General features: G+C 54.9%; 19 protein-coding genes. 10 read left to right on the forward strand and 9 right to left on the reverse strand.

Annotation, left to right across the window (positions count from 1 at the left end; all coding sequences use genetic code 11):
- Window positions 1-198 precede the first annotated feature (198 nt).
- The 3 genes from cruF (at window position 199) to gatA (ending at window position 3,992) form a co-directional block, all read left to right on the forward strand.
- Window positions 199-1,116: a gamma-carotene 1'-hydroxylase CruF gene (cruF, locus tag LEP6406_RS0202055; protein WP_008317121.1), complete on the forward strand. Its 918-nt coding sequence runs from the start codon at window positions 199-201 to the stop codon at window positions 1,114-1,116.
- Window positions 1,117-2,343, forward strand: coding sequence for a 2'-O-glycosyltransferase CruG (cruG, locus tag LEP6406_RS0202060; protein WP_008317119.1), 1,227 nt, complete (start codon window positions 1,117-1,119; stop codon window positions 2,341-2,343).
- Window positions 2,344-2,537: 194 nt separating this feature from the next.
- A complete protein-coding gene (gatA, locus tag LEP6406_RS0202065) occupies window positions 2,538-3,992 on the forward strand; it encodes an Asp-tRNA(Asn)/Glu-tRNA(Gln) amidotransferase subunit GatA (protein ID WP_008317118.1) in 1,455 nt (484 codons plus the stop codon).
- Between the two features lie 154 nt (window positions 3,993-4,146).
- On the opposite strand, the gene LEP6406_RS0202070 is transcribed toward gatA, so the two are convergent.
- Window positions 4,147-5,475: a dihydroorotase gene (locus LEP6406_RS0202070; protein ID WP_008317116.1), complete on the reverse strand. Its 1,329-nt coding sequence runs from the start codon at window positions 5,473-5,475 to the stop codon at window positions 4,147-4,149.
- Window positions 5,476-5,611: 136 nt separating this feature from the next.
- Window positions 5,612-6,436, reverse strand: coding sequence for a hypothetical protein (locus LEP6406_RS0202075; RefSeq protein WP_008317113.1), 825 nt, complete (start codon window positions 6,434-6,436; stop codon window positions 5,612-5,614).
- 201 nt (window positions 6,437-6,637) lie between these two features.
- Between LEP6406_RS0202075 and LEP6406_RS0202080 the strand changes: the two genes are divergently transcribed.
- Entirely contained in the window at window positions 6,638-7,405 is a 768-nt protein-coding gene (locus LEP6406_RS0202080; RefSeq protein ID WP_008317111.1) for a TerC family protein, read from the forward strand.
- 133 nt (window positions 7,406-7,538) lie between these two features.
- On the opposite strand, the gene LEP6406_RS0202085 is transcribed toward LEP6406_RS0202080, so the two are convergent.
- Both LEP6406_RS0202085 and LEP6406_RS0202090 read right to left on the reverse strand, forming a co-directional pair.
- Window positions 7,539-8,204: a response regulator transcription factor gene (locus tag LEP6406_RS0202085; RefSeq protein WP_008317109.1), complete on the reverse strand. Its 666-nt coding sequence runs from the start codon at window positions 8,202-8,204 to the stop codon at window positions 7,539-7,541.
- Window positions 8,205-8,310: 106 nt separating this feature from the next.
- Window positions 8,311-9,900: a glucose-6-phosphate isomerase gene (locus LEP6406_RS0202090; protein ID WP_008317107.1), complete on the reverse strand. Its 1,590-nt coding sequence runs from the start codon at window positions 9,898-9,900 to the stop codon at window positions 8,311-8,313.
- 222 nt (window positions 9,901-10,122) lie between these two features.
- Between LEP6406_RS0202090 and glpX the strand changes: the two genes are divergently transcribed.
- Both glpX and LEP6406_RS0202100 read left to right on the forward strand, forming a co-directional pair.
- Window positions 10,123-11,160 carry a class II fructose-bisphosphatase gene (gene glpX, locus LEP6406_RS0202095; protein WP_008317105.1) on the forward strand — a complete coding sequence of 346 codons (1,038 nt, stop codon included), beginning with the start codon at window positions 10,123-10,125 and terminating at the stop codon, window positions 11,158-11,160.
- A gap of 491 nt (window positions 11,161-11,651) precedes the next feature.
- Window positions 11,652-12,944 (forward strand): glutamyl-tRNA reductase, encoded by a 1,293-nt coding sequence (locus LEP6406_RS0202100; RefSeq protein ID WP_008317103.1) that lies wholly within the window; start codon window positions 11,652-11,654, stop codon window positions 12,942-12,944.
- A gap of 144 nt (window positions 12,945-13,088) precedes the next feature.
- Here the strand turns inward: LEP6406_RS0202100 and LEP6406_RS35090 are convergent, their stop codons facing one another.
- From LEP6406_RS35090 to LEP6406_RS0202115, 3 genes are all read right to left on the reverse strand, one after another.
- Window positions 13,089-16,451: a CHAT domain-containing protein gene (locus tag LEP6406_RS35090; RefSeq protein ID WP_008317101.1), complete on the reverse strand. Its 3,363-nt coding sequence runs from the start codon at window positions 16,449-16,451 to the stop codon at window positions 13,089-13,091.
- A gap of 134 nt (window positions 16,452-16,585) precedes the next feature.
- Window positions 16,586-16,726 carry a hypothetical protein gene (locus LEP6406_RS32560; protein WP_008317099.1) on the reverse strand — a complete coding sequence of 47 codons (141 nt, stop codon included), beginning with the start codon at window positions 16,724-16,726 and terminating at the stop codon, window positions 16,586-16,588.
- 74 nt (window positions 16,727-16,800) lie between these two features.
- On the reverse strand, window positions 16,801-17,154 hold the full coding sequence (locus LEP6406_RS0202115) for a hypothetical protein (protein WP_008317096.1): 354 nt from the start codon (window positions 17,152-17,154) through the stop codon (window positions 16,801-16,803).
- Window positions 17,155-17,848: 694 nt separating this feature from the next.
- On the opposite strand from LEP6406_RS0202115, the gene LEP6406_RS0202120 reads away from it, so the two are divergent.
- From LEP6406_RS0202120 to LEP6406_RS0202135, 4 genes are all read left to right on the forward strand, one after another.
- On the forward strand, window positions 17,849-18,085 hold the full coding sequence (locus tag LEP6406_RS0202120; RefSeq protein ID WP_008317094.1) for a DUF433 domain-containing protein: 237 nt from the start codon (window positions 17,849-17,851) through the stop codon (window positions 18,083-18,085).
- A 48-nt stretch (window positions 18,086-18,133) separates the two neighbouring features.
- Window positions 18,134-19,018: a diguanylate cyclase domain-containing protein gene (locus LEP6406_RS0202125; protein WP_008317091.1), complete on the forward strand. Its 885-nt coding sequence runs from the start codon at window positions 18,134-18,136 to the stop codon at window positions 19,016-19,018.
- Window positions 19,019-19,133: 115 nt separating this feature from the next.
- The gene (locus LEP6406_RS26285; protein WP_008317088.1) at window positions 19,134-20,072 is read left to right on the forward strand and encodes a DUF4349 domain-containing protein; all 939 of its coding nucleotides are present in this window, start codon (window positions 19,134-19,136) and stop codon (window positions 20,070-20,072) included.
- A 232-nt stretch (window positions 20,073-20,304) separates the two neighbouring features.
- The gene (locus LEP6406_RS0202135) at window positions 20,305-20,706 is read left to right on the forward strand and encodes a DUF3082 domain-containing protein (RefSeq protein WP_008317085.1); all 402 of its coding nucleotides are present in this window, start codon (window positions 20,305-20,307) and stop codon (window positions 20,704-20,706) included.
- Window positions 20,707-20,927: 221 nt separating this feature from the next.
- On the opposite strand, the gene LEP6406_RS0202140 is transcribed toward LEP6406_RS0202135, so the two are convergent.
- Both LEP6406_RS0202140 and LEP6406_RS0202145 read right to left on the reverse strand, forming a co-directional pair.
- Window positions 20,928-21,533, reverse strand: coding sequence for a transposase (locus LEP6406_RS0202140; RefSeq protein WP_027268735.1), 606 nt, complete (start codon window positions 21,531-21,533; stop codon window positions 20,928-20,930).
- Window positions 21,534-21,550: 17 nt separating this feature from the next.
- Entirely contained in the window at window positions 21,551-22,129 is a 579-nt protein-coding gene (locus tag LEP6406_RS0202145; protein ID WP_027268760.1) for a helix-turn-helix domain-containing protein, read from the reverse strand.
- Window positions 22,130-22,256: the final 127 nt, after the last annotated feature.

Raw genomic sequence — 22,256 nt, forward strand, 5'->3', positions numbered from 1 at the left:
TTCCTGGGCCAGGGTTTAGGAAACTTTACAAAACATGGGATCTGGGGCACGATCTCAGAGATATAGCAAATGTCAATGCGTCCTAGCTACGGCATGATAGCCAGACTGGCTTGAAGCTAGAGTTTTCCCTGCGGCAAGACTCTGATTCTGAGCTTGGGGTTATCAGGGTGGCTTAGGGGCAGTTTGAGGGTTTTGGTCATGGATCGCTTGAGGCTGATAGAGAAGTGGTGCCTGTGGGGGCACATCGTGTCAATGGCATTTGGTTTGGCAGGGTTGCTGCTGGTGATGCCCCATCCAGAGATTCTGGAGTATTTGCCCGCTGGTCCTTTCATGTACCGCTGGAGTCTAGCGGGGGGTGGGGTGATTTATATCCTGCTGGGGACGATCGCGGTAGCTCTGTACACCTATCGCGTGCTGGGACTCCGAACTCTGCTCACCTTCCTGATTCCCGCTGTGGGGTTATCTCTGAGTAGTGAACTTCTGGGCACGAGTACGGGCTTTCCCTTTGGCGACTACACTTACCTCAATGGTCTCGGTTATAAGATTGCGGCTCTGGTGCCCTTCACAATTCCCCTGTCTTGGTTCTATCTGGGAATTTCGGCTTATCTACTAGCGCGGGGGGGCATTCTTGCGGGATTGCGATCGGGGCTGCTGCGACAGATGGCCGCGATCGCAACTGGAGCCCTGCTGCTGATGTCCTGGGACTTTGTGTTGGATCCGGCCATGAGCCAGACCGCCATGCCCTTTTGGTACTGGCACACCCCCGGCGCGTTCTTTGGGATGCCCTATCAGAACTTCTTCGGCTGGTTTGGAACTGGGGTGGTGTTCATGACCGTAGCCGCCTTGTTTTGGCGCAGTAGCGATCGCCCCACCACCCTAGAGCGATCGCAGTTGACCAGTCCCCTAGTGATCTACCTGGCTAACTTCGCCTTTGCCATGGTGATGAGCCTCGCCAGCGGCATGTGGGTGCCCGTGGGCCTAGGGATTGTAGTGGGGGCGATTCCCGCTGTCCTCTGTTGGCGCGCCGCCGATGAGGGTAGCGATCACCCCGCTGTCACCGAAAACCTAGATGCCCTGCGGATGCCTGCTACGACCGCTGGCGCTGGCACCAAATAGATGGAGACTGCTAATCTCGGTGACCTACTGCCCAGTGGGCTCTGGATCAGTGCGATCGCACTTTTGCTGTTAGTCCTGCAATTTCCAGCGGTAATGGTACTGCTATCTCGCCTCTTGCAGGGGCCACGCCGCCGTCCCCCACTGCAACCCCGACGGGCAGAACCCCACCACATCGGCTCCGTTAGCGTCGTCATCCCCACCCTAAACGAAGTCACACGCCTGTCCCCTTGCCTAGAGGGCATTGGCCGACAGACCTATGAGGTGCGGGAGGTGCTGGTGGTAGACAGTCGCTCCCAGGACGGCACGCCGGCACTGGTTAAGCAGGCCCAATCCCGCGATCCCCGCTTTCGGCTGTTGACGGATGATCCCCTGCCCCTGGGCTGGGTGGGTCGGCCCTGGGCATTGCATACCGGCTTTCTCCACAGTTCGACCCAGAGCGAGTGGATTTTGGGGGTAGATGCCGATACTCAGCCCCAGCCCGGTTTGGTCGCGGCACTCATCGCAACTGCCGAAGCGGAGGGCTACGATCTGGTTTCCCTATCCCCCCAGTTCATTCTGAAAACACCGGGGGAGTTATGGTTGCAACCCGCCCTACTGATAACCCTGGTTTATCGCTTTGGTCCCACGGGCTCCCAGGCGGTGGATGCGGAGCGGGTGATGGCCAATGGCCAATGTTTTCTCTGTCGCCGCACTCTCCTGGAGTCCCTGGAGGGCTACACCAGTGCCCGCCAATCCTTTTGCGATGATGTCACCCTGGCCCGCTACGCCGCTCAGCAGGGGGCGCGGGTGGGCTTTTGGGACGGGGCATTACTACTCAAGGTCCGCATGTATGAGGGGTTTCAGGAAACCTGGCGGGAATGGGGCCGTTCCCTAGACCTCAAGGATGCGTCTTCTCGGGGACAGGTATGGGGCGATCTCTGGTTTCTCACCAGTATTCAGGCCCTCCCTTGGCTGGCCCTCCCTTGGCTCATTGGCGCAGCCCTGGGGGGATCTATCACCCTGCCGGTGCAGATTGCCCTAGGCATCAATGCCAGCCTGGTGGCGGTGCGCTTTGCTCTGCAATGGGCCATTTTGCCTTCCTATGATCTGAGTCAGGCACGGAGCCGCTGGATCTTTTGGCTGTCGCCCCTGGCAGATGCGATCGCAGTAGCCCGGATTTGGCGCTCTTCCCTGCGTACTCCGACCCGTTGGCGAGGCCGGGAGTATGACTCGGGGGTGAGGGGGTGAGGGGGTATGGGAGTGTGAGGGTGTGGGGGTATTGGGGTATTGGTAGGGTGCATAGCGCTAGGGCGCGGCTTCGCCAACGCGAAGCAATGCACCGCAATGCACCGCTAAGGCTGGTACCTTGATGACGGGGACTTCGGTTCCCGATTCCCCTGCGCTATTCCGCTGTTTGACAAGGCATTTGAAAAGGCAGATCTATGTCGTTGATTCGCGATCTACACCGCCAACTGGTGCAAAAGGAACGCTCCGCCGTTGAAGTCACCCAAGCCTATCTGACTCGTATTGAGCAGCTAGAGCCAACCCTCCACAGCTTTTTGACGGTGACGGTGGACCAAGCCCTAGCCCAGGCCCAGCGGGTAGATGCCCAAATTGCCGCTGGGGATGATGTGGGCCTCCTCGCAGGGATTCCCATTGCCCTCAAGGACAACCTCTGTACCCAGGGAATTCCCACCACCTGCGGCTCGCGGGTACTAGAGGGGTTTGTCCCCCCCTATAGTTCGACGGTGACTGCGCGGCTGGCGGCGGCAGGTGCGATCGCACTGGGCAAAACCAATCTGGATGAGTTTGCCATGGGCAGCTCTACGGAAAACTCCGCCTACCAGGTGACGGGGAATCCCTGGGATCCCTCCCGTGTTCCGGGCGGCTCCTCCGGGGGATCGGCGGCGGCGGTGGCGGCGGATGAAGCCCCCATTGCCCTCGGGTCTGACACCGGCGGATCAATTCGCCAGCCTGCGGCCTTCTGTGGTGTCGTGGGGCTGAAACCCACCTATGGCCTGGTTTCCCGCTATGGCCTCGTAGCCTATGCCTCTTCCCTAGACCAAATTGGCCCCTTCGCCCGCACCGTGGAGGATGCCGCCATCCTGTTGGGTGCGATCGCGGGTCATGATCCCCGCGACTCCACCAGTCTCCAGGTCAAGATTCCCGACTATACGGCGGCGCTGAAACCGGGTCTCGACTGCAAGGGACGCAAGGTAGGGGTGATTCAAGAAACCTTTGGTGAAGGGCTCGATCCAGAGGTGGAAACTGCGGTGCGAACTGCGATCGCGCAACTGGAAGCCCTAGGCGCAGAGGTAGTCCCCATTTCCTGCCCCCAGTTTCGTTACGGGGTGCCCACTTACTACATCATTGCCCCCTCCGAAGCCTCCTCAAACCTGGCCCGCTATGACGGCGTCAAGTATGGCCTACGGGCGGATAACGACAGCCTGCTGTCCATGTACAGCAAAACCCGCGCCCAGGGGTTTGGCTCCGAGGTCAAACGCCGGATCATGATCGGCACCTATGCCCTATCGGCAGGCTACTACGACGCCTATTATCTCAAGGCCCAAAAGGTTCGTACCCTGATCAAGCAGGACTTTGAGCGGGCCTTTGAGCAAGTGGATGTGTTGGTGTGTCCCACCGCCCCCACTACCGCCTTCAAAGCGGGGGAAAAGGTGGATGATCCCCTCAGCATGTATCTGTCGGACCTCATGACAATTCCCGTAAACCTAGCAGGGCTACCGGGCATGAGTCTTCCCTGTGGCTTCGACCGGGGGGGAATGCCCATCGGCCTACAACTGATTAGCAATGTGCTGCGGGAAGATGTGCTGTTTGAGGTGGGCTATACCTATGAGCAGGCCACCGACTGGCATCGGCGGTCACCGAATCTGGCCTAAGCCTATTCCCAGGGATGAAGCATTCCTTTAGGAGTAGAGATCAAATAATGTGGGATAGCCGTCCCGGCTGTCCACGGTCAGGCCAGATGCCTGACCCAAAAGAATTGCACATTACAAGGATCCGGTTTCCTTAATGCCGTCACCCCTGTCCCCCTCAGTTGTCCCCAAAACTGAGGGCACGTCCCCGCACCGATAGGTCAAACTGGCCCCGGTTATAGACCACTTGGCCGTTCACCAAGGTCATCACCGGCCATCCGGTCAGGGGCCAGCCCTCAAAGGGGCTCCAGCCACATTTCGTCTGCAATCCCTGGCGGGTGACGGGAGCCACCGTTTCATAGTCCACCAGCACCAGATCCGCATCGTAGCCCGGTGCGATTTTGCCCTTGTTGGCAATGCCGTAGGCGGCGGCAGGGGCGGCAGACATCCAGTGGGCCACCTGGGCCACGGTGCAGCGGCCCGCCTTGGCCTGGGTCAGCATCAGGGGCAGAGAGGTTTCTACCCCCGGCATTCCAGAAGGACTGTGGGGGTAGGGTTTGGCTTTTTCCTCTAGGGTGTGGGGAGCGTGGTCCGTGGCGATGAAGTCGATCACCCCATCCAGTAACGCCTGCCACAGAGTTTCATTATCTTGCTGCGATCGCAGGGGCGGATTCATCTGGGCCAGGGTACCGATGGTGCCGTAGGCATCGGTATTCAGCACCAAGTGCTGGGGCGTCACCTCCGCCGTCACCCAGGCGGGCTTGTCCTGCCGCAGCAGGTCCGCCTCAATACCCGTAGAAAGATGCAGAATATGCAGCCGCCGCTGGTATTTCTTCGACAGCTTCAGCGCCAGTTGGGTTGCCTCTAGGGCTGCTTGGCAATCTTGGATTTGGGAATGGATCGCTGGGTCCGTCTGGCCAGCAAACTGCTGCTTGCGAGCCAGAATCCGGGCCTGATTTTCCGCATGGACGGCGATCAGGCGATGGCCGGTGGCAAAAATAGGCTCAATCGCCGCCTCCGTATCCACCAACAGCGCTCCATGGTTAGATCCCATGAAGATCTTGATGCCGCAGGTGGGGTTCGCAGTGCGGAGGTCTGGCAGATTTTCCGCCGTTGCCCCAATAAAAAAGCCATAGTTCACTAGACATTTCTCTGCCGCCAGGGCCAACTTAGCCGTCAGCACCTCCTGGGTAATGGTCAGGGGGCGCGTATTGGGCATTTCCAAAAAAGAGGTGACTCCGCCCTTGGCGCAGGCACGGGTGGCGGTGTGTAGGTCTTCCTTGTGCTCCAGCCCCGGTTCTCGGAAATGAACTTGGGGATCAATCACACCGGGCAGCAGCAACAACCCCGTGGCATCAATATCCGTAGCATCCGAACTCGCTGTCACTGTCCCTACGGATCCCACGTCGGCAATACGATCCCCCACAATCCGCACATCTCCAAGCTCCACCTCCCCGGAGGGCATCACAATCTGAGCATTGCGGATGAGCTGCTCTTGGGTCGCCATGGCTATCTGTCCTCAAATGTGGTGGCCTGCACGGTACATCCACACTATCGGATTAGCCATACGACTTGGCAAGTAACGGGCAGAAAAATCAGGGAGAGAAGAACTTGGCGTTGGAAGCTCTAGCATCTTCCTGGCCTCAGGCTTCCGTGCCTGGACTGGGGAGGGTTTCCAGGTACAGCAAAAACTCCAGTAGTTCTTCGTCACTGAGATCATGGCGCGATCGCTTATTGTAGGTGGCCTCTAGGTACTCCCGCCCCTCGGCGACGGACCATCCGAGACGCTGCAATTCAACCCCAGTTTGGGCAATCACATCTGAAAGGTCAACAGGGGCAGGGGATGACAGATGGGCAGGCAGTTCTGATGCTGCTGGGGATTCTGGCAGTTCTGGCGGTTTCGTGACGGCAGTTGGGATGGTTAGGGACCGGCCCAAAGGGGCCATCGCGGTTTTGGGAGTTGTGGCCTGATCTGGAGTCTGAGTGGGTATTGGATTTGAGTTCTGGGCCGGAATCTGGGTCGCTTCGGGAGGGCTGGCCTTGGACTTCGGGGGCGGCGGTACAATCGCCATGGGAACCACTGGGGCGAAGGATTCTGGTGGCACCGGCATCCCATCCTCCTCTGGCCAAGAGGGTACTGCCTCTGGAGACGGTAGGGGGTCTAGGGATGTCAGGGGTGGCTTCAGCGGCGATAGGGACAATCTTTCCGGCACAGACGGTAGGGTTGCAGGAGAGAAAGCGAATTCGGCGGTTAGTCCTAGCATCTCCAGAGCCCGGTGGCGGGCTTTGTCTTCGGCGGTTTCTAGGTGGCTATCTGCCGCCAGGGCCGTGGCCAGCACCACAGCGGTGGGGCTGTACTGTCGCAATTCGACCCGAACCAGAAATTGGCTATTGTGAATGCCTAGGAGTTCGCTGATCAATGCCCCGTTGGGATAGCGATCGCGAAATCGTTGCCATGGAGAAGCCATTGTCATACGTACTGCCAGAACTCTGGGAGAGATGTCCAGATTCCTTTACCTTAGAGGTATGGTGGCAGATTGGAGCGCAAAACCTGGAAAGCCCCAGGCTCACCATGGGCTCAACCCTAGGATCTACCGAGCCCATTCTAAAATCCTCAGTTCCCTACCCCATTCATCAACAAACACCCACTGTGATCAAGGCCCACCGGAATGCTGGATCAACTCCTTAACTTTTCCTCCAATATCGGGGTCGATACCCTGCTATTGCTACCAGTCCTAATCGCGTTGGAAGTGGTGCTGTCTGCCGATAATGCCATTGCTCTAGCCGCGATTGCCCAGGGGCTAGATTCAGAGGTTCTCCAGCGGCGTGCCCTCAACATTGGCTTGGTAATTGCCTTTGGGTTGCGGATGACGCTGATCTTGACCGCCACTTGGGTTCTCCGGTTTTGGCAGTTTGAGGTGATGGGGGCTGCTTACCTACTGTGGTTGGTATATCAGCATTTTCGGGGGGCTGTGGATGATAAACACCATCACCATGGCCCTCGCTTTGCGTCCCTATGGCAAGCCATTCCCATCATTGCCATGACGGACTTAGCCTTCTCTCTGGATAGTGTCACTACTGCGATCGCACTGTCCCGTGATCTGTGGGTCGTACTTCTGGGGGGCACCATCGGTGTCGTCACCCTACGATTCATGGCAGGGCTTTTTATCCGCTGGTTAGAAGAGTTTGAGTATTTAGAAGACGCCGGCTTTGTCACCGTAGCCGTCGTTGGGGTACGCCTGCTGGTGCGGGTAATCAATCCCGACTGGGTTCCCCCCGAATGGGCTATGGTGGCGGCGATTGGTCTGTTGTTTGCCTGGGGGTTCTCGAAGCGCTGTCCGCCCCAGGAAGCGAGTGAGGCCAATGCCAAAACCGCCATAGCCTCAGGAATATCCCAGTCCGTAGCCGAAGCTGCTGCCACCTCCGATCAGCGCTAGCCCCAGATCAGAACTACTTCCACTAGAGAACGCCGCCCTGTCAAGGTCGGCGTTCTCTAGTGGAGTTCTACCGAGCTCAGTATTCCTGCCTCTGTCCCCTGTCCCCTCTCCCCTGTCCCCTAAATTTAGATCCCTAATCCACCAGATGGTGATCCATGGCGAAGCGCACTAATTCTGCCCGATTGGTGGTGTCAGTTTTGCGCAGAAGACTACTGACATGTTTTTCTACGGTGCGGGGGCTGAGATAAAGCCGATCGGCAATTTGGGCATTCGAGAGCCCCTCCGACAGCAGATCCAGCACACTATGCTCCCGTGCCGTAAAGGCTAAGTTTCTCTCCAAGGTATGGGCAAGGGGATCGGGAGCACTGGAGGCAGCTTGAGAGGGCTGAATAGCAAGGCTGTACTGCAATAAAGCCGCTTGCACCAACTGCGATCGTTCCAGTAAATTCCGCACCACTGCCCCTAGCTCATCTAGCTCAAAGGGCTTTTCTAAATAGGCATCACAGCCGGTTTGATATCCCCGCACCCGTTCTCGGGTTTCACTGTGGGCGGTCAAAAACACCACAGGCAATAGTCGCCAGGCAGGACGCTGCCGTAGGGATTTCAGCAAGGCATACCCATCCAGACGCGGCATAGTGATGTCCGTAATGATGAGCTGGGGCTGGAGGGTTTCCACCCGTTCCAGAGCATCCCAGCCATCCTTGGCGGTCATTACAGAATAGCCCTCTAGCTCTAGATAACCCTGAATGGAGAGACGAGTGCCCTCGTCGTCTTCTACAACGAGAATGGTCAGCGGCATGAAGTTTGGCCAGAATGCAGCAGATGGGCAAAAAAATTCCCTAACTATAGGCTAAGGGCTGCACCTCTACTCGGGAGCTTCCGGAGCAGAAGTTAAAGTAACTTAGCTATTTTCGGTAGGTTACCGTTATTGTCATGGGTCGTTGCCGCTCTCCCTGCAACTGCACTCCGCGATCGTTGGCTTCTAGATGCCGCAGAATTCGATACACCGTCTCGATCTGATCCTGGGCTTGGGCCTGGGTCACCAGTTCCCCCAGGGACAGGGATCCCTGACTGGCCTGAAGGACAGACAGGATCTGGTTTTGTAGGGCCAGGATGGAGGCACCAGCCTTTTTCCCAGCTTCCACACCGGGCTGGTGGTAGGCGTTGATATTCACCAGGCAGGCATAGAGGCTGACAGCTCGCTCATAAAGGGCAATCAGGGCTCCAATTATGGGGGGTGTGACCGCTGGAATGGTGACGGTAATAGAATCCCGTTGGTTGTCATACAGCGCTTGCCGAGTGCCCTGGAGCAGCCCCGAAAGGTAGTCGCCAGCGGTGACCCCCGGTTCCATTTCCAGGGACGGGCCTTGTCGGTCTTGCAGCACTTCGATGAAGGTGACAAAGAAGTTATTGACTCCCTCCCGCAGTTGCTGCACGTAGGCGTGCTGATCTGTGGAGCCCTTGTTGCCGTAGACAGCGATGCCCTGGTGAACGACGTTGCCGTCTAGATCGGTCTCCTTGCCCAGGGACTCCATCACGAGTTGCTGGAGGTAGCGGCTAAACAGCAGCAGACTGTCCTTGTAGGGCAGTAACACCATGTCCTTTTCCCCTTTTCCCTTGCCCGTGTAATACCAACTCAGGGCCAAGAGCGCAGCGGGATTTTGCTTCAGGTTCGGAATACGGGTGGCCTCATCCATTTCCTTGGCCCCCGCCAGCATGGCCCGAATATTGATCCCCTCTAGGGCAGCAGGGAGCAGCCCCACAGCAGAGAGTTCTGAGGTGCGTCCCCCCACCCAGTCGCGCATGGGAAAGGTTTCCAGCCAACCCTCGGCCTGGGCACGTTGGGCTAAATTGCTGTCTAGGCCGGTAACGGCCACCGTCTGGCGGGGAAAGTTGAGTCCCCGCTGCTGGAAGCGGTGCTTCACTTCCTCCATGCCATTGCGGGTTTCGGGGGTGCCGCCGGATTTAGAGATGACGAGGACTAGGGTTGTGGCAAGGCGATCACCCAAGCTATCTAGGACGTGATCAATCCCGGCTGGGTCGGTGTTGTCGATAAAGTGCAACCGCAGTAGGGGTTTAACCCCGCTCAGGGCTTGAGAGACGAACTGGGGGCCTAGGGCCGATCCGCCAATGCCAATAGATAGGACATCGGTGAAATGTTCCTGGCCGGGGGGATAGATATTACCGGTATGGATTTGTTTGGTGAAGGTTTCAATCTTGTCTAGGGTACTGAGGATGTCTTGTTTTAAGTCAGGGGTTGGGGCGAGGTCTGCATCCCGTAGCCAGTAGTGGCCCACCATGCGCCCTTCGTCTGGGTTTGCGATCGCACCCCCTTCTAAAGCCGCAATCGCTTCAAATGCCTGGGCAAATTTGGGCTGCATCTGAGCCACAAAGCCATCATCAAAGCGAACCCGACTGATATCCAGATAGAGCCCCAACCCTGGGTGGTAATAGAGCCAGTCCTGGTAGCGCTGCCACAGTGCTGTGGAATCCATCTAAAGCGGTCCTCTTAAATCGTAAAACGGCTGGGGGAATGCTCTCCGACATGCAGTTTAAGGGACAGACGCAGGCGATGGTGTTTTTGCGCAACTGGATTTTAGATTTCCCCACTCCCCCAGCCCAATACCTCAACCCGATCCCACCGTCTGATAGACTTAAATCTTGAGAGAAGACAGGTCAAAGCCACGAGAATTGGGCAGTTTTGGAGGATAGAGGCCGTGGAGAGCACCCTAGGATTAGAGATTATTGAAGTCGTTGAAAAAGCTGCGATCGCGTCTGCGCGCTGGATGGGTAAGGGCGACAAAAACACGGCGGATGAGGTCGCAGTGGAAGCCATGCGGGAACGCATGAATCAAATCCACATGCGGGGCCGCATCGTCATTGGGGAAGGGGAGCGGGACGACGCCCCCATGCTCTACATCGGCGAAGAAGTGGGCATCTGTACGCAACCCGATGCCACATCCTACTGCAACCCTGATGAGTTGATGGAGATCGACATCGCCGTTGACCCCTGTGAAGGCACCAATCTCTGTGCCTACGGGCAGCCCGGTGCCATGGCGGTATTGGCGATTTCCGAAAAGGGGGGACTATTCCACGCTCCTGATTTCTATATGAAGAAGTTAGCTGCCCCTCCCTTGGCTAAAGGCAAGGTGGACATTCGTAAATCCGCCACCGAAAATCTGAAAATTTTGGGCGAGTGCCTAAACCGCGCCATTGATGAACTGGTAGTGGTGGTCATGAAGCGCGATCGCCACACCGAGTTAATCAAAGAAATTCGGGACGCTGGGGCGCGGGTACGCTTAATTTCTGATGGCGATGTGTCCGCTGCCATCTCCTGTGCCTTCTCTGGGACCAATACCCACGCCCTAATGGGCATTGGGGCAGCACCGGAAGGGGTCATTTCCGCTGCCGCCATGCGTTGCCTAGGTGGTCACTTCCAGGGCCAGCTCATCTACGACCCTGCCGTGGTCAAAACTGGGCTGATTGGGGAAAGTCGAGAGAGCAACATTGCCCGCCTAACGGAAATGGGCATCACCGATCCGGACAAGGTGTACGAAAGTGAGGAACTGGCCTCCGGTAACACGGTTCTCTTTGCCGCCTCGGGTATCACCCCCGGCACCCTAATGGAGGGCGTTCGATTCTTCCATGGGGGTGTCCGGACCCAGAGTCTGGTTATTTCTAGCCAATCCAAGACCGCCCGCTTTGTGGATGCCATCCACATGGTAGAAGAACCCAAATTGCTGCAACTGAGATAGTGGACACCCCTACCGAAGTGCACAGCTATCCACCCCTAGGAGATGCCTACTCAATCCAGGGCAATCGTCCTAAACAGGGACCACCCTGGAAATTGAGAAGGTCTACCTAGTACCGCAGGGCGTAAATCAGCCCACTATTGTCGCACCAGCCCAACCTTTTCCGGTCCTCTCTCCCCTTGGGAGAGGGAGAGGGTGAGGGGCCGAGGGTGCCACGATGGAACGGCCAGGGTATTTCCGCCGCCCAGTACTAGTCCGCCTACTGATAGGGATGATGCGATGGTCTAAAGACCGGCCCAGAGGGCCATCGCGTCATCCCTATTTTGTGGGTATAGGTTAGGCTTGATGGACTTTTGTTGAGTTTCCTTGAGTCCCGCTAGCGTTGTTATTTAACTTCAGAAATGCTGGTGAGGGAACCGATCATCGTCAGATAGGTTCAGCTACCATCCCCTTTTCATTCGCTGGATAACAAAAAACCTTAGTTGGGAGGACACATGAATATTGCTGTTGTGGGCTTGAGCCATAAAACTGCCCCGGTAGAAGTTCGCGAAAAACTCAGCATTCCCACGCCTCAAACCGGAGAAGCGATCGCCCAACTCACCAGCTCCCCCCATATCGACGAAGTTGCCATTCTCAGCACCTGCAACCGTCTTGAAATCCTCATCGTCACCCAGGAAACTGAGCAGGGCGTACGGGCCGTCACCCAGTTTCTCTCCGACTACGGCAAAGTGCCCCTAGCAGCTCTCCGAGAACACCTATTTATCCTCCTGCACCAAGACGCCGTCATGCACTTGATGCGGGTCTCAGCGGGCCTCGACAGTTTGGTACTTGGGGAAGGGCAAATCCTCTCCCAGGTTAAGCACGCCCATAAACTGGGTCAACAACACAAGGGTGTCAGCCGCATCCTCAACCAGCTCTTGAAGCAGTCTATCTCCGCAGGCAAACGGGTCCGCACTGAAACCAGTATTGGCACTGGTGCGGTCTCTATTAGTTCCGCTGCTGCGGAGCTAGCCAAAATGAAAGTCCCCCACCTAGAGGGTTGTCGCATCAGTATTCTAGGGGCAGGGAAAATGGCGCGCCTGTTAGTGCAACACCTTCTGGCCAAGGATTCCTGCAAGATCACCATCCTCAACCGCACTCTCCAACGGGCAGATGAACTGGCGGCCCAGTTCAACGGAGCGGGCATCCAAACGGGCACCCTCGACACCATGGTAGAGACAGTGTGCAACTCCGATGTGGTTTTCACCTGCACCTCGGCAACGGAGCCTATTCTCGACCGAGCTACCCTAGAGCCGTTGCTAGGCGCAAAACAGTCCTTGATGCTGTTTGACATTGCTGTCCCCCGCAACGTCCACACCAATGTCAACGAACTGGAGGCAGTACAAGCCTTCAATGTGGACGATCTCAAGGCGGTGGTGGCCCAAAACCAAGAGAGCCGTCGGCGTATGGCCATGGAGGCAGAGGCGCTACTGGAGGAAGAAGTGGAAGCCTTTATCGACTGGTGGCGTTCCCTGGATACGGTTTTCACCATCAGTAGCCTGCGAAACAAGGTGGAGTCAATCCGTAAGCAGGAGCTAGAGAAGGCACTTTCTCGCATGGGCAATGAGTTTGCCGGGAAAAACCAAGAGGTCGTGGAAGCCCTTACCCGAGGCATCGTCAACAAGATTCTCCACGACCCCATGGTGCAACTGCGGGCACAGCGGGATATCGAAGCCCGACAGCAGGCCATGCACATTCTGCACACCCTCTTTGACCTGGATCCTCTGCCCAACAGCAAGTTCGGCTAAGGAACCTGGATCCTTTAATTTGCAATTCTTGTGGGTCAGGCATCTTGCCTGACCTTGGACAGCCGGGACGGCTATCCCACGTTATTTGATCTCTACCCCTAATTGGACCTCCCCTACCATCGGGCTTCGCCTAAAAGGCGATAACTACAACCCATTCCCAATCAGGATAAAGGGTGCCCAGTAATAGGGATGGGTCAGGTTATTGATAACAGTTGCCGGTAATCCCTGATGGCGGCTACTGACCACCTCAATCGAGCCCCTGGGATCCAGGCCACTGGTCGCGGTAAAATCCCCACTAATCAAGGCCACCTGGGCTTGGCGCAGGGCTTCCGCCTTACTCATACCCTGGTCGAGATACCCATAGAAGGCGTTCATCAAGACCTGAGTGCCGCCATCGTTGACCTGCCATAGGGACGCGATCGCAGCCCGCGCTCCCGCCGCCTGCATCAGATAGCCAAACCCCAAAATCTCTTCCCCACTGCCCAGGGCATCTCCCCCCAGCCCCGTCTCGCAGGCACTCAACACCACCAGTTCTACCCGGTTAAAGCGCCCCTGCCAGGTATCTCGAATCTCTTGCAGTGAGAGGCGATCGCCATTGCCAAACAAAATGAAGGAATCCCAAGGAGCACCGGGGACAAAGGCGGCATGGGTAGCCAGATGGACAATGGTATGGCTATCCATAGCCAGTTCCACCACGGAGCGGCTGAACTCGTCATTGTTGAACGTCGTGGTGCCAGGGAAAGCCGCCGCCAAGTTCTCTACCTCCACCCCGGCAAAGGGCAACCCCCCAAAGGAAAAAGAGCGCTGTCCCACCTGAAACTCAAAGAAGCCCTGACTAAAGGCCGCTGCCAAGATCTGGGGCTGGCTGTTGGGAAGCAGTCCCAGGTTTTGCAAACTGGCGGCGGTGATGTGGTTGATGCGATACTGCTCCACCAGCCATTGTTCCCCATCGTGGAGCGCCGCTAGGGGGATGTAGCGCAGTGCTCCATCGGGGGCGTAGAGCAGGGTTTCGGCCCCAATGGCGGCTAGGTCGTCGGCCATGGGGGCAATCAGCCATTGATAAAGCTGTTGGGCAATGGGTCGGGGATCGCTGAAGGGATCATCCAAGGCTTGCCGAAACGCCAGAATCGCCTCGTTCAACTCTCCCTGGCTGACGGCAACGGGGTAGCGGGCTGGTTCGCTGAAGGGGGTGAGCAGCACCAATTCCAACCGATCCGGCAGAATCACGGGATAGATCATCACCGCATTCTGATCTAGCGCTGCGAGGCTCTGTTGCAGATTCACAAAACTCTCCAGTTCCGCCAGCAAATCCTGGCTCTGGTTTCCTGGGGCCAGTTGGGCCACTAGGCTCTGAATCTCAGGGCTGGTAATAAATCCCCGAAAGTCCTGGATCTGCTGCTGCTGCTGCGTATCCAACGCCGCCAGTTGCTGTCGCTGGGCTTCGGAAAGCTGCCCGAAGGGAATCGCCCGCAACTGCGCCAACTGGTAGCCAATGGCCACGGTGCGGTTACTAATCTCGGTCTCTGCCCCCCGTAGGTCAACGCCGCTCTGGGTCTGGGCATTGCTGCGCACGCCCCCCAGGTAATCGTCTAGTTCCTGCACTCGCAGCAAGTCCAAAACCCGCTGCGCCTCCAGCACCCGATTCTGCTGAAGCAGCAGGTCAGCCAGGGCACGGTAGTTGTTGGCGATAGTAGAAACGTAGGCTTGCTGTAAGCCAGGAGTAAGCGGGCGATTAGCAGCTCGAATCTCTTCCCAAATATTGATAGCATTCTTGTAGAAAACAATAGCCAACTTATGATCAAGCTGCCGCCGCAAAGCATCAGCAATTCCTGCCAGAGAAGCCGCCTCACCTTCCTTACTCAAATATGACCGATGTATTAGAAGAGCCTCCTGATTTAAGCGGATACTCTCCTCGAAATCCATTAACTCAAGCTTGAAAGAGGCTAAATCGTTATACATAAAAGCAATTTGATCTTCGAGTGTATGGGGAGCTTCTCGGAGAGAAGTGATCAAATCTTCAAGGGATTCAATCGCATCCTGATAATTTTCTAGGCAAGCATGGGTCTGAACAGTTCCGACCATGATTTCATGGGCTGGCTCCCACCAAGAATCCTGGACAAATCCACCACGCAAAGTATTTGCAGTCTCCAAAATCTCTAAGGCTTGGCTGCATTGATTTAAGTCAAGTAAAATTAGTCCTTGATAGCCAAGTGAGTAAGCTATTGAACGAATTTCAGTAGGGCAATCATTCCCCGGACAAGTCCCCTCAAATATTAAGAGAGCTTGATCAATAAGAGCTTGAGCAGTACTATGGTCGCCCAACGCTCTATAAACCAGAGCCATGTGGTTGAACTGCATGGCCCTGAATTGGTCAATGTCATCATGTCTTACCAAGTCCAAACGATCAGACACTTCTCTAGTGGAAGCAAGATCCAATGCTTCTCGATAAAAATCAAGAGCTGCATCGTAACGACCAAGATAATAGCTGGAAACACCCAATCTTTCTATAGTAAACAGCTTGGGGGTGCCATTTATATTGCTTTCTGCAAAATAAAAAATACGCAGTATTGCGACTGCTTTATTCCAGGATTCTAAAGTGTTAGTGCCTACGGCTTGCTGATACAGTGAATGATTTGCAAGAATTGATTCAAGAAAGTCGAATAATGTCTTTTTTAGATTGTCGTCATTTTGATTTTTAGAGATCTGAAAAATTTCTTGACTCATCTCCAGCAGAAGATCGTAGTTTTCTGATGTGGAGCTAGCGCGCAAAGTCAATCGAAGCAGTGAGCTTATTTCCTCGTATCTCCTTTGATTGAAAACTCTTTTGAGTGCATGAACATAGAAGTCGAATGCTCCTTGACAATCATATTGATTATAAAGCCGAGTTCCTATCCAGATAAAGATATCAGCTTCCAGGGCAGATAGATCTTCGTAAAATTCAATGTCGCCATTGCGATGTACATAGCTTTCATTTGCCTGAAATAATTCAGTCAAAATTTTGATGTATCTAATTAAGTCTTGTTCGTGGAAGCTGGTTTCAACGGCAACCGAGGCATTACAACTACTACGAACTCGAACAACAGCAATGCCGGAACGAACTGAGGGAATGACAAAATCTTGAAAAATTTCAAGAGCACTGGTGTAGTATGAAATACTCGTGCTGTACTGTCCTTCGTTGCGATGGACTAATCCAATACCAACTTTAGCAACTGCTTGACCAATTTGACTGGACCGTGGAAAGTAAGCCTGAATTTCTGAATTTTGATAGGCATCTAGTGCCTGTTGCCAGGTCTGAAGTGCTTCAGAAAATTGATTATCTTGATAATATTGAGTGCCAAGTTCTAGGAGGCGATCGCCCTCAGCGAGTCTATTAGTTGCCGCTTCGGTATCTGTTGCAATTTCCTCCGCCTGGGCTGGTGCTGGTAGCAGCAGAGCGATCGGGGTAGCCAGTGATAGACTCAACATCGGCAGCAGCGTAGTCCAAGACCGAAGCGATACAGAGACCATGGCACCAACCCTCCGCAGATAAAAGACACCTTATAGTGTCTCTATTTCTGGATGGATGCCACTTATTCAACGGACGATTTCTGCTGCAAATGCCGCAACAGGCGGGGAACCAGCTCTTTTTCTTCGTCCCGTCCCTAAAAAAACCGCAGGTCAGGCACCGGGTCGCTGTAAATCAATGCTACTTTTTGCGCTTCATGGATGGTGACGTTATTGGTCTGACCATAGACCGTCCCTAGATTCACCACCCCGATTTTATTCGCCAACGGTTCTGTCATGGCTCTATTTCTGATCTACGGATATTGGGCGATCGCGATGAGTCGTTCACGCTCTTGCAGGCGATCGGGATGATTTAACTGAAGTTGGCTAGAGCGTGGGTTTTGGCGAGACGCACCAAATGCTCCAGGGTGAGATATCGCTCTAGCTCGGCTTCTTCCTTGGCAAAAAGTGTTCCGCTTTTACTTTGGGCTAACAGATCGCTGACTCGTGCCTGAAACTCCGGGCTTGGACGAATGGCTAGAATTTGCTCTGGGGTCGGCTGACTGGCAAGGAGGCTGATAATGTCCTGCGCATCCAGAAAATTGGATTGTCGTTGCTGAGATTGAAACTCCTGCAAACCCAGCTCTAGCACCTGAGGCAGTTGGGCTTGAACCTGCTGAAGGTGTTGGGCAAGGTCATCAGAAATGGCGATCGTGATTTGTACCATATCGTTCTGTGAGAAGCACGATGTTATTTAGAGACTAAAACGAGAAATTATTTGTCTGATTCACAGTCGTTCCCTGATTTACCACCCCAATTTTTTCCGCCAGCTTCGTTAAGTTAACGACTGCTCCGGGCTGCGCTTGCACAGCAGTAGTGTGTTGAGGCAACGTGAGCAGCTAAGGTGTACGCCGCTGTGGCAAAAGAGGCCATAAAGCTGGCAAAAATCACGGTACTAGCACGAATACTCCCTGCCCAATCCATAACTGAAATGTGGTGGCTTAAGGATAATGGCTCAATTGTATTAGGTTCTCTGGCTCCTAGTACTGGATGGCAGAAATAGGCGCATACTTCACTCTGTCCCTCGCTCCTAGCCTCTGGCTGGTAGCCGATCTGGGCGGCTCTACCGCCTGGAGGAGACAGAGCCCTGCTGGGAAGGTGCCCAGACAGAGCCGAGTGCAGCGTCAAGCGTAATTCACCAACGAAGGCAGGAAACAAACCTTAAACAGCCTCGCCAACAAACTGAACGCCTGACTATACTGAATCTTTCTGTCTAATCGCTCATACCGGGGAGTTAGGCTGACGCATTTCCAGATGGTGTTGTGATTCAACTTGCCCAGTGGATGACAGAGCCAAACCAGAAACCTTAGTCTAAGATTGTATAAACGGCAAGAACATAATGCCAATCAATAATTTCAATTATGAACTACAGAAACTACATCACAATCGAACCAAATAAACGCAAGGGTAAACCTTGTGTACGTGGCTTGCGGATTACGGTTTATGAAGTGCTTGAGTACCTAGCTTTCGAGATGACCGAAGCGGAAATTCTCGATAATTTCCCCGATCTGACACGAGAAGATTTAAAGGCATCTATTGCTTATGCTACCGATCGTGAGCGTCGGTTTATGACCGCTCCAGTAGCAGAGCTTATATAGGACGGGTGATGGGCACCATTAGCTTGCTCTATACAAAGAGAGAGATTTATGAAACCAAAAGATGCAAACAAAAGCGCGTCCGCCAAGAAAGCATCGCTTGAACACGTGCTGAGGAAAAATGAAAAAATCAAAAAAACTGTCAAAAATGCTGCCAGTGAACTCACATCAGTAAATGAATCTCTTAATCAAGAAGAGGTTCCTGTCCAGGTTATTAAACAGGCTCTCACTCAGAATGAAAATATTGAACAGAAGGTTACAAAAGCAGCAGTCGATTTGAAGCGAGTTAACACCAAACTGGCCAAAGAGTTGGCTGACCGAATAACTATAGAATCTGAACTCGCCGATACGAAGGCCGAGTTGGCCGAAGTGCGTGTCGATTTATCGAAATCTCAACAAAAAGAAGAAGAAGCGCAGAAAATTGCGCTTCAGGACGCACTCACCGGACTTCCAAACCGTGTGTTATTTGAACAGGGTCTCGACCACGGATTGATTCAGGCAAAGCGACACAGTTGGAAACTCGCCGTTCTATTTATTGATATAGATAAATTCAAGAGCATTAATGACTCTTATGGTCATGATGCGGGAGATCAGGTACTCCTGACGGTGGCAAACCGTTTGCAAACTTTTGTCCGAGGTGAAGATAGGGTCAGTCGTTGGGGAGGCGACGAATTTGTTTGCCTGTTGTTGAAAGTTAAGCAAGAAGCCGACGTGACTTCCCTTGCAGAGGAGATGATAGATCGGATTGCCGAACCCTTCGAGTTTAATGGGAATACTTTTTCTATAAAAGCCAGTATCGGTATTGCTATATATCCCACAGATGGCGAAACGGCCAACATTCTTTTCAAAAATGCCGATACCGCAATGTATAAAGCCAAGAAAGCAAAGAAGCGAGTTGTGCTGTTCCAAGAATCTGACAAACAAAAATCAGGCTAATACTCTGTAAAGGTTTTGACGCTTAATCCCGTTACGATATTTGCAACTTCATCCCGGCCCTGGGAGGTCCTGTCCATACTGGAGGCATCAACCCCAGACATGGATGGTGATAGTAATGGCCGGGTTTATTGTCAGTACCGCTGCCCCTCGATGGGCTGGTATTTTAAGTCTTTGTCTTCTGGCAGGGTGTGGAGCAGCTCCCATCCTGAACTCATCTGATCAGGTCGCAGAATCCTACTCCGTTGAGCCCAGTGGCGGGGCTAGCCCTGTAGATCAGGAAGCCGCTGCACCAACGGCCCCAGGGGATGCGGTGGCCCAGTTGGCGAATACCGCCACGGTGCCCCAGCAGGCTCCCCGTTTGGTGAAGCGGGCCAGTCTGACTGTGAAAATTGCTGATTTGGAAACTGCGATCGCAACAGTTGAAGGGCTACTGACCCAACAGCAGGGGGACATTCTCCAGCTCTCAGATGCGGGCACAGCGGCAGCGAATCAAGCCCGTCAAGTCCAGATAGAACTGCGGGTACCAGAGGCCAACCTATCCTCCACCCTTGCTGCCTTGAAGGATTTGGGTACGGTTCAGCAGCAGAGTCTCACGGCAGAGGATGTCTCCAATCAACTGGTGGATCTCCAGGCTCGGGTGCGAAACCTGCGCCAGTCCGAAACCGCCCTACTGGCGATCATGGAGCGATCGGGCTCTATTTCTGAGGTGCTAGAGGTCTCGCGGGAACTGAGCACAGTGCGCGAGGCGATTGAGCGCACCGATGCCCAGGTGCAAAACCTCCGCAACCAGGTGGCTTTCTCCACCATTTCCCTCACCTTAGCCACGGCGACCTCCCCGGTGCCGTTAACAGATCCCGTATCAGAAACCCTGGCCCACACCTGGCAAGCCGCCACTCACTCCATGGGAACAGTCTCCCTAGGACTCCTACGATTGGGGTTGTGGCTATTGGCCTACAGTCCCTACTGGGGGGGAATTCTGCTGGTAGCCCTGGGCTTTCGCCGTTGGCGGCAGCGACCCACACCAACAGCCTCCACGCCCCCAGCCCAACAGTAAGGGACTCGCGGAAAAATAAGGTACCCGCTGATCGGGCTTTCTCCCTTCGGGAGACGCTACGCGAACGACTCCGCTCAGCCCTCGATCACTGAAGGTTGAGCGAAGTCGAAACCTGGCCACCTGGTACACCATTACCCCGCAGATCACTAAGGCCCAGCCCTGGGGTTGAATCCCTGAGTGGGGTCTGGGACACTGAGGGATACGCTTCACCGCCAAGTGAGTCCCCCCATCTATGCCTGACCCTGTCTCAACACCCCAGACCCCAAAGTCCCAAAATGGGGCAGCACCGGATGGGATTGTCCCAGACCCGCCCCAGGGAGCCATTGCGCTGAATTCCACCTGGAGCCGGATTGGGCGGGCATTTTTAGGATCGGGCATCGCCACGACGTTAGCCCTACTGCTCTATAGAATGCTGGCGGGAATCGCCCTTACCTTTGCTAATAAACCCGTGCATTCCGACAACGTTACCGTGGTCAACCTGTCTGCTGCCGTGCGGACCCTGGTGCTGGGCGTTGTGGCCATGGGCACGGGTGTTTTTGGAATCGCCGCCCTGGGCCTCCTGCTCCTGGGCCTCCAGATGGTCTGGCAGCGTCTGACGGGTAAATCTCCAGCTACCCCTGAGGGGAAAGCCTAGCACTGGGCAACGTAAGTCCCCCTACTGTCGCGCCAGCTTTGCTCGACTAAGCTCTTCGAAGTCGAGGATGTGTGGAAAATTAACGAGGAAACCCTTGAGGGGTAGGCATAACCACGCCCGCACGACTGAAGCAAGCTGGGGGCTGTAACCGCCCATAACCAGGAATCAGGCTTTGATTGTCCACAGCCCCTAGTACTGCTTGGCGGAAGTGGCCAAGGCATTTATGCGACCAAGGGCTTACCCGTGTAGTTCCACTTGAAGGGCTTAGCCATGGTGCGATTGAAGTAATCGACAAACGCTAAAATCTTCGCCTTGAGTTGGGCTTGACTGGTAAAACTCGAACGTCGGAGTAGCTTACGTACCAGGATGGAGAACCAAAGCTCAATTTGATTGAGCCAGGAGCAATGCTTGGGGGTGAAGTGAACGACCAGTCGATGGCTGGGGTCGCTCAAGAACGCCGCTCGGGTCGCCATAGACAGGAGAATGCCCGTCTTCCCTTTCTGGCCCAGATGAATCGGTTTTTCCTCGCGTTCCGCCACCAGTCGGACGAGAGATTCCGATTGATGAGTGTTGAGGCAATCCATGACCAGATGAATCTTGGAGGCATCTGGAACTTGGGCCAGTAAGGCTCTGAGGTGACTCTCGAGGTCTTGCTCGGTGCGGGTGTCTCCCACGGTGGCCTGATCCACCTGTCCGGTAGCGACATTGAATGAGGCAATCAGGGTTTGAGTGCCATGGCGAATATACTCAAACTCAATGCGGGTACAGCGTCCCGGCTTCATGGCGATGTCAGGCATCGTCCGTTCCAGAGCCTGGATTCCCGTCATCTCATCCAGGCTGAAGGTCAGCTCGCCGTGTTCGGCACGAGTGGCAGCCTGTTCGTAGACCTGGCAAATGTCTTTGACTTTGTCCTCGAAGTTAGGGTCGGGGGGGGGGAGAGCCAGTAACGGCTCTGGGGGGGTTTGAGGTCAGCCTCGGCCAACAGTCGGCCCACATGACGGGGACTGATACTCTCGACAATTCCCTGCTTGCTCAGTTCATCGGCCAGTTCTCCAGGGGTCCAATGACTGATGGGGCGGCCATACTGCTCGGGCGGTGCACAAGCTAGGGCATAGAGTTGCGTGATTTGTTCGAGGCTAAAGGTAGCCGGAGCCCCGGGACGAGGGACATCCTGTAGGCGCTCTTCCACAGCGACCTGTTGTTGACTCAACTCCAGCCAACGCCCCCGCCAGCGGCGACTCATCTCTTTGCTGACCCCCAAGTCTCGGGCGATTTCGCCATGGCCTTTGCCCTCATCAGCTGTGAGGATAATCTTGGCGCGCAAAGCGAGCTGCTGTGACGTCCGCTGACGTCGAATCAATTGCTCTAAGTCGCTCCGCTCCGTTTCGCTCAAAGTGAGCCTGGCGGCAGTCAGTCTAGCCATTGTAGAAAAGTCCTCTTTACCCTACCTCTCAATGGTAAGGTCATTTCAGCCACCCAGTACTAGTACTGTGCGGCGTAAATACTCTAACCGTTCTATCGTGGTACACCTCGACCCCTCACCGTTCGGC

This window comes from Leptolyngbya sp. PCC 6406 (assembly GCF_000332095.2).
GTDB lineage: Bacteria > Cyanobacteriota > Cyanobacteriia > Phormidesmidales > Phormidesmidaceae > PCC-6406.

What these genes read in the sequence shown, in the direction of transcription:
- LEP6406_RS0202120 (WP_008317094.1), top strand. Translation starts at nt 17,849, where the DNA reads ATGAACTACAGAAACTACATCACAATCGAACCAAATAAACGCAAGGGT.
- LEP6406_RS0202140 (WP_027268735.1), bottom strand. Translation starts at nt 21,533, where the DNA reads ATGACGGGAATCCAGGCTCTGGAACGGACGATGCCTGACATCGCCATG.
- LEP6406_RS0202070 (WP_008317116.1), bottom strand. Translation starts at nt 5,475, where the DNA reads ATGGCGACCCAAGAGCAGCTCATCCGCAATGCTCAGATTGTGATGCCC.
- LEP6406_RS26285 (WP_008317088.1), top strand. Translation starts at nt 19,134, where the DNA reads ATGGCCGGGTTTATTGTCAGTACCGCTGCCCCTCGATGGGCTGGTATT.
- cruF (WP_008317121.1), top strand. Translation starts at nt 199, where the DNA reads ATGGATCGCTTGAGGCTGATAGAGAAGTGGTGCCTGTGGGGGCACATC.
- LEP6406_RS35090 (WP_008317101.1), bottom strand. Translation starts at nt 16,451, where the DNA reads ATGGTCTCTGTATCGCTTCGGTCTTGGACTACGCTGCTGCCGATGTTG.
- LEP6406_RS0202145 (WP_027268760.1), bottom strand. Translation starts at nt 22,129, where the DNA reads ATGGCTAGACTGACTGCCGCCAGGCTCACTTTGAGCGAAACGGAGCGG.
- LEP6406_RS0202085 (WP_008317109.1), bottom strand. Translation starts at nt 8,204, where the DNA reads ATGCCGCTGACCATTCTCGTTGTAGAAGACGACGAGGGCACTCGTCTC.
- LEP6406_RS0202090 (WP_008317107.1), bottom strand. Translation starts at nt 9,900, where the DNA reads ATGGATTCCACAGCACTGTGGCAGCGCTACCAGGACTGGCTCTATTAC.
- LEP6406_RS0202075 (WP_008317113.1), bottom strand. Translation starts at nt 6,436, where the DNA reads ATGGCTTCTCCATGGCAACGATTTCGCGATCGCTATCCCAACGGGGCA.
- LEP6406_RS0202115 (WP_008317096.1), bottom strand. Translation starts at nt 17,154, where the DNA reads ATGGTACAAATCACGATCGCCATTTCTGATGACCTTGCCCAACACCTT.
- gatA (WP_008317118.1), top strand. Translation starts at nt 2,538, where the DNA reads ATGTCGTTGATTCGCGATCTACACCGCCAACTGGTGCAAAAGGAACGC.
- LEP6406_RS0202125 (WP_008317091.1), top strand. Translation starts at nt 18,134, where the DNA reads ATGAAACCAAAAGATGCAAACAAAAGCGCGTCCGCCAAGAAAGCATCG.
- LEP6406_RS0202080 (WP_008317111.1), top strand. Translation starts at nt 6,638, where the DNA reads ATGCTGGATCAACTCCTTAACTTTTCCTCCAATATCGGGGTCGATACC.
- LEP6406_RS32560 (WP_008317099.1), bottom strand. Translation starts at nt 16,726, where the DNA reads ATGACAGAACCGTTGGCGAATAAAATCGGGGTGGTGAATCTAGGGACG.
- LEP6406_RS0202135 (WP_008317085.1), top strand. Translation starts at nt 20,305, where the DNA reads ATGCCTGACCCTGTCTCAACACCCCAGACCCCAAAGTCCCAAAATGGG.
- LEP6406_RS0202100 (WP_008317103.1), top strand. Translation starts at nt 11,652, where the DNA reads ATGAATATTGCTGTTGTGGGCTTGAGCCATAAAACTGCCCCGGTAGAA.
- cruG (WP_008317119.1), top strand. Translation starts at nt 1,117, where the DNA reads ATGGAGACTGCTAATCTCGGTGACCTACTGCCCAGTGGGCTCTGGATC.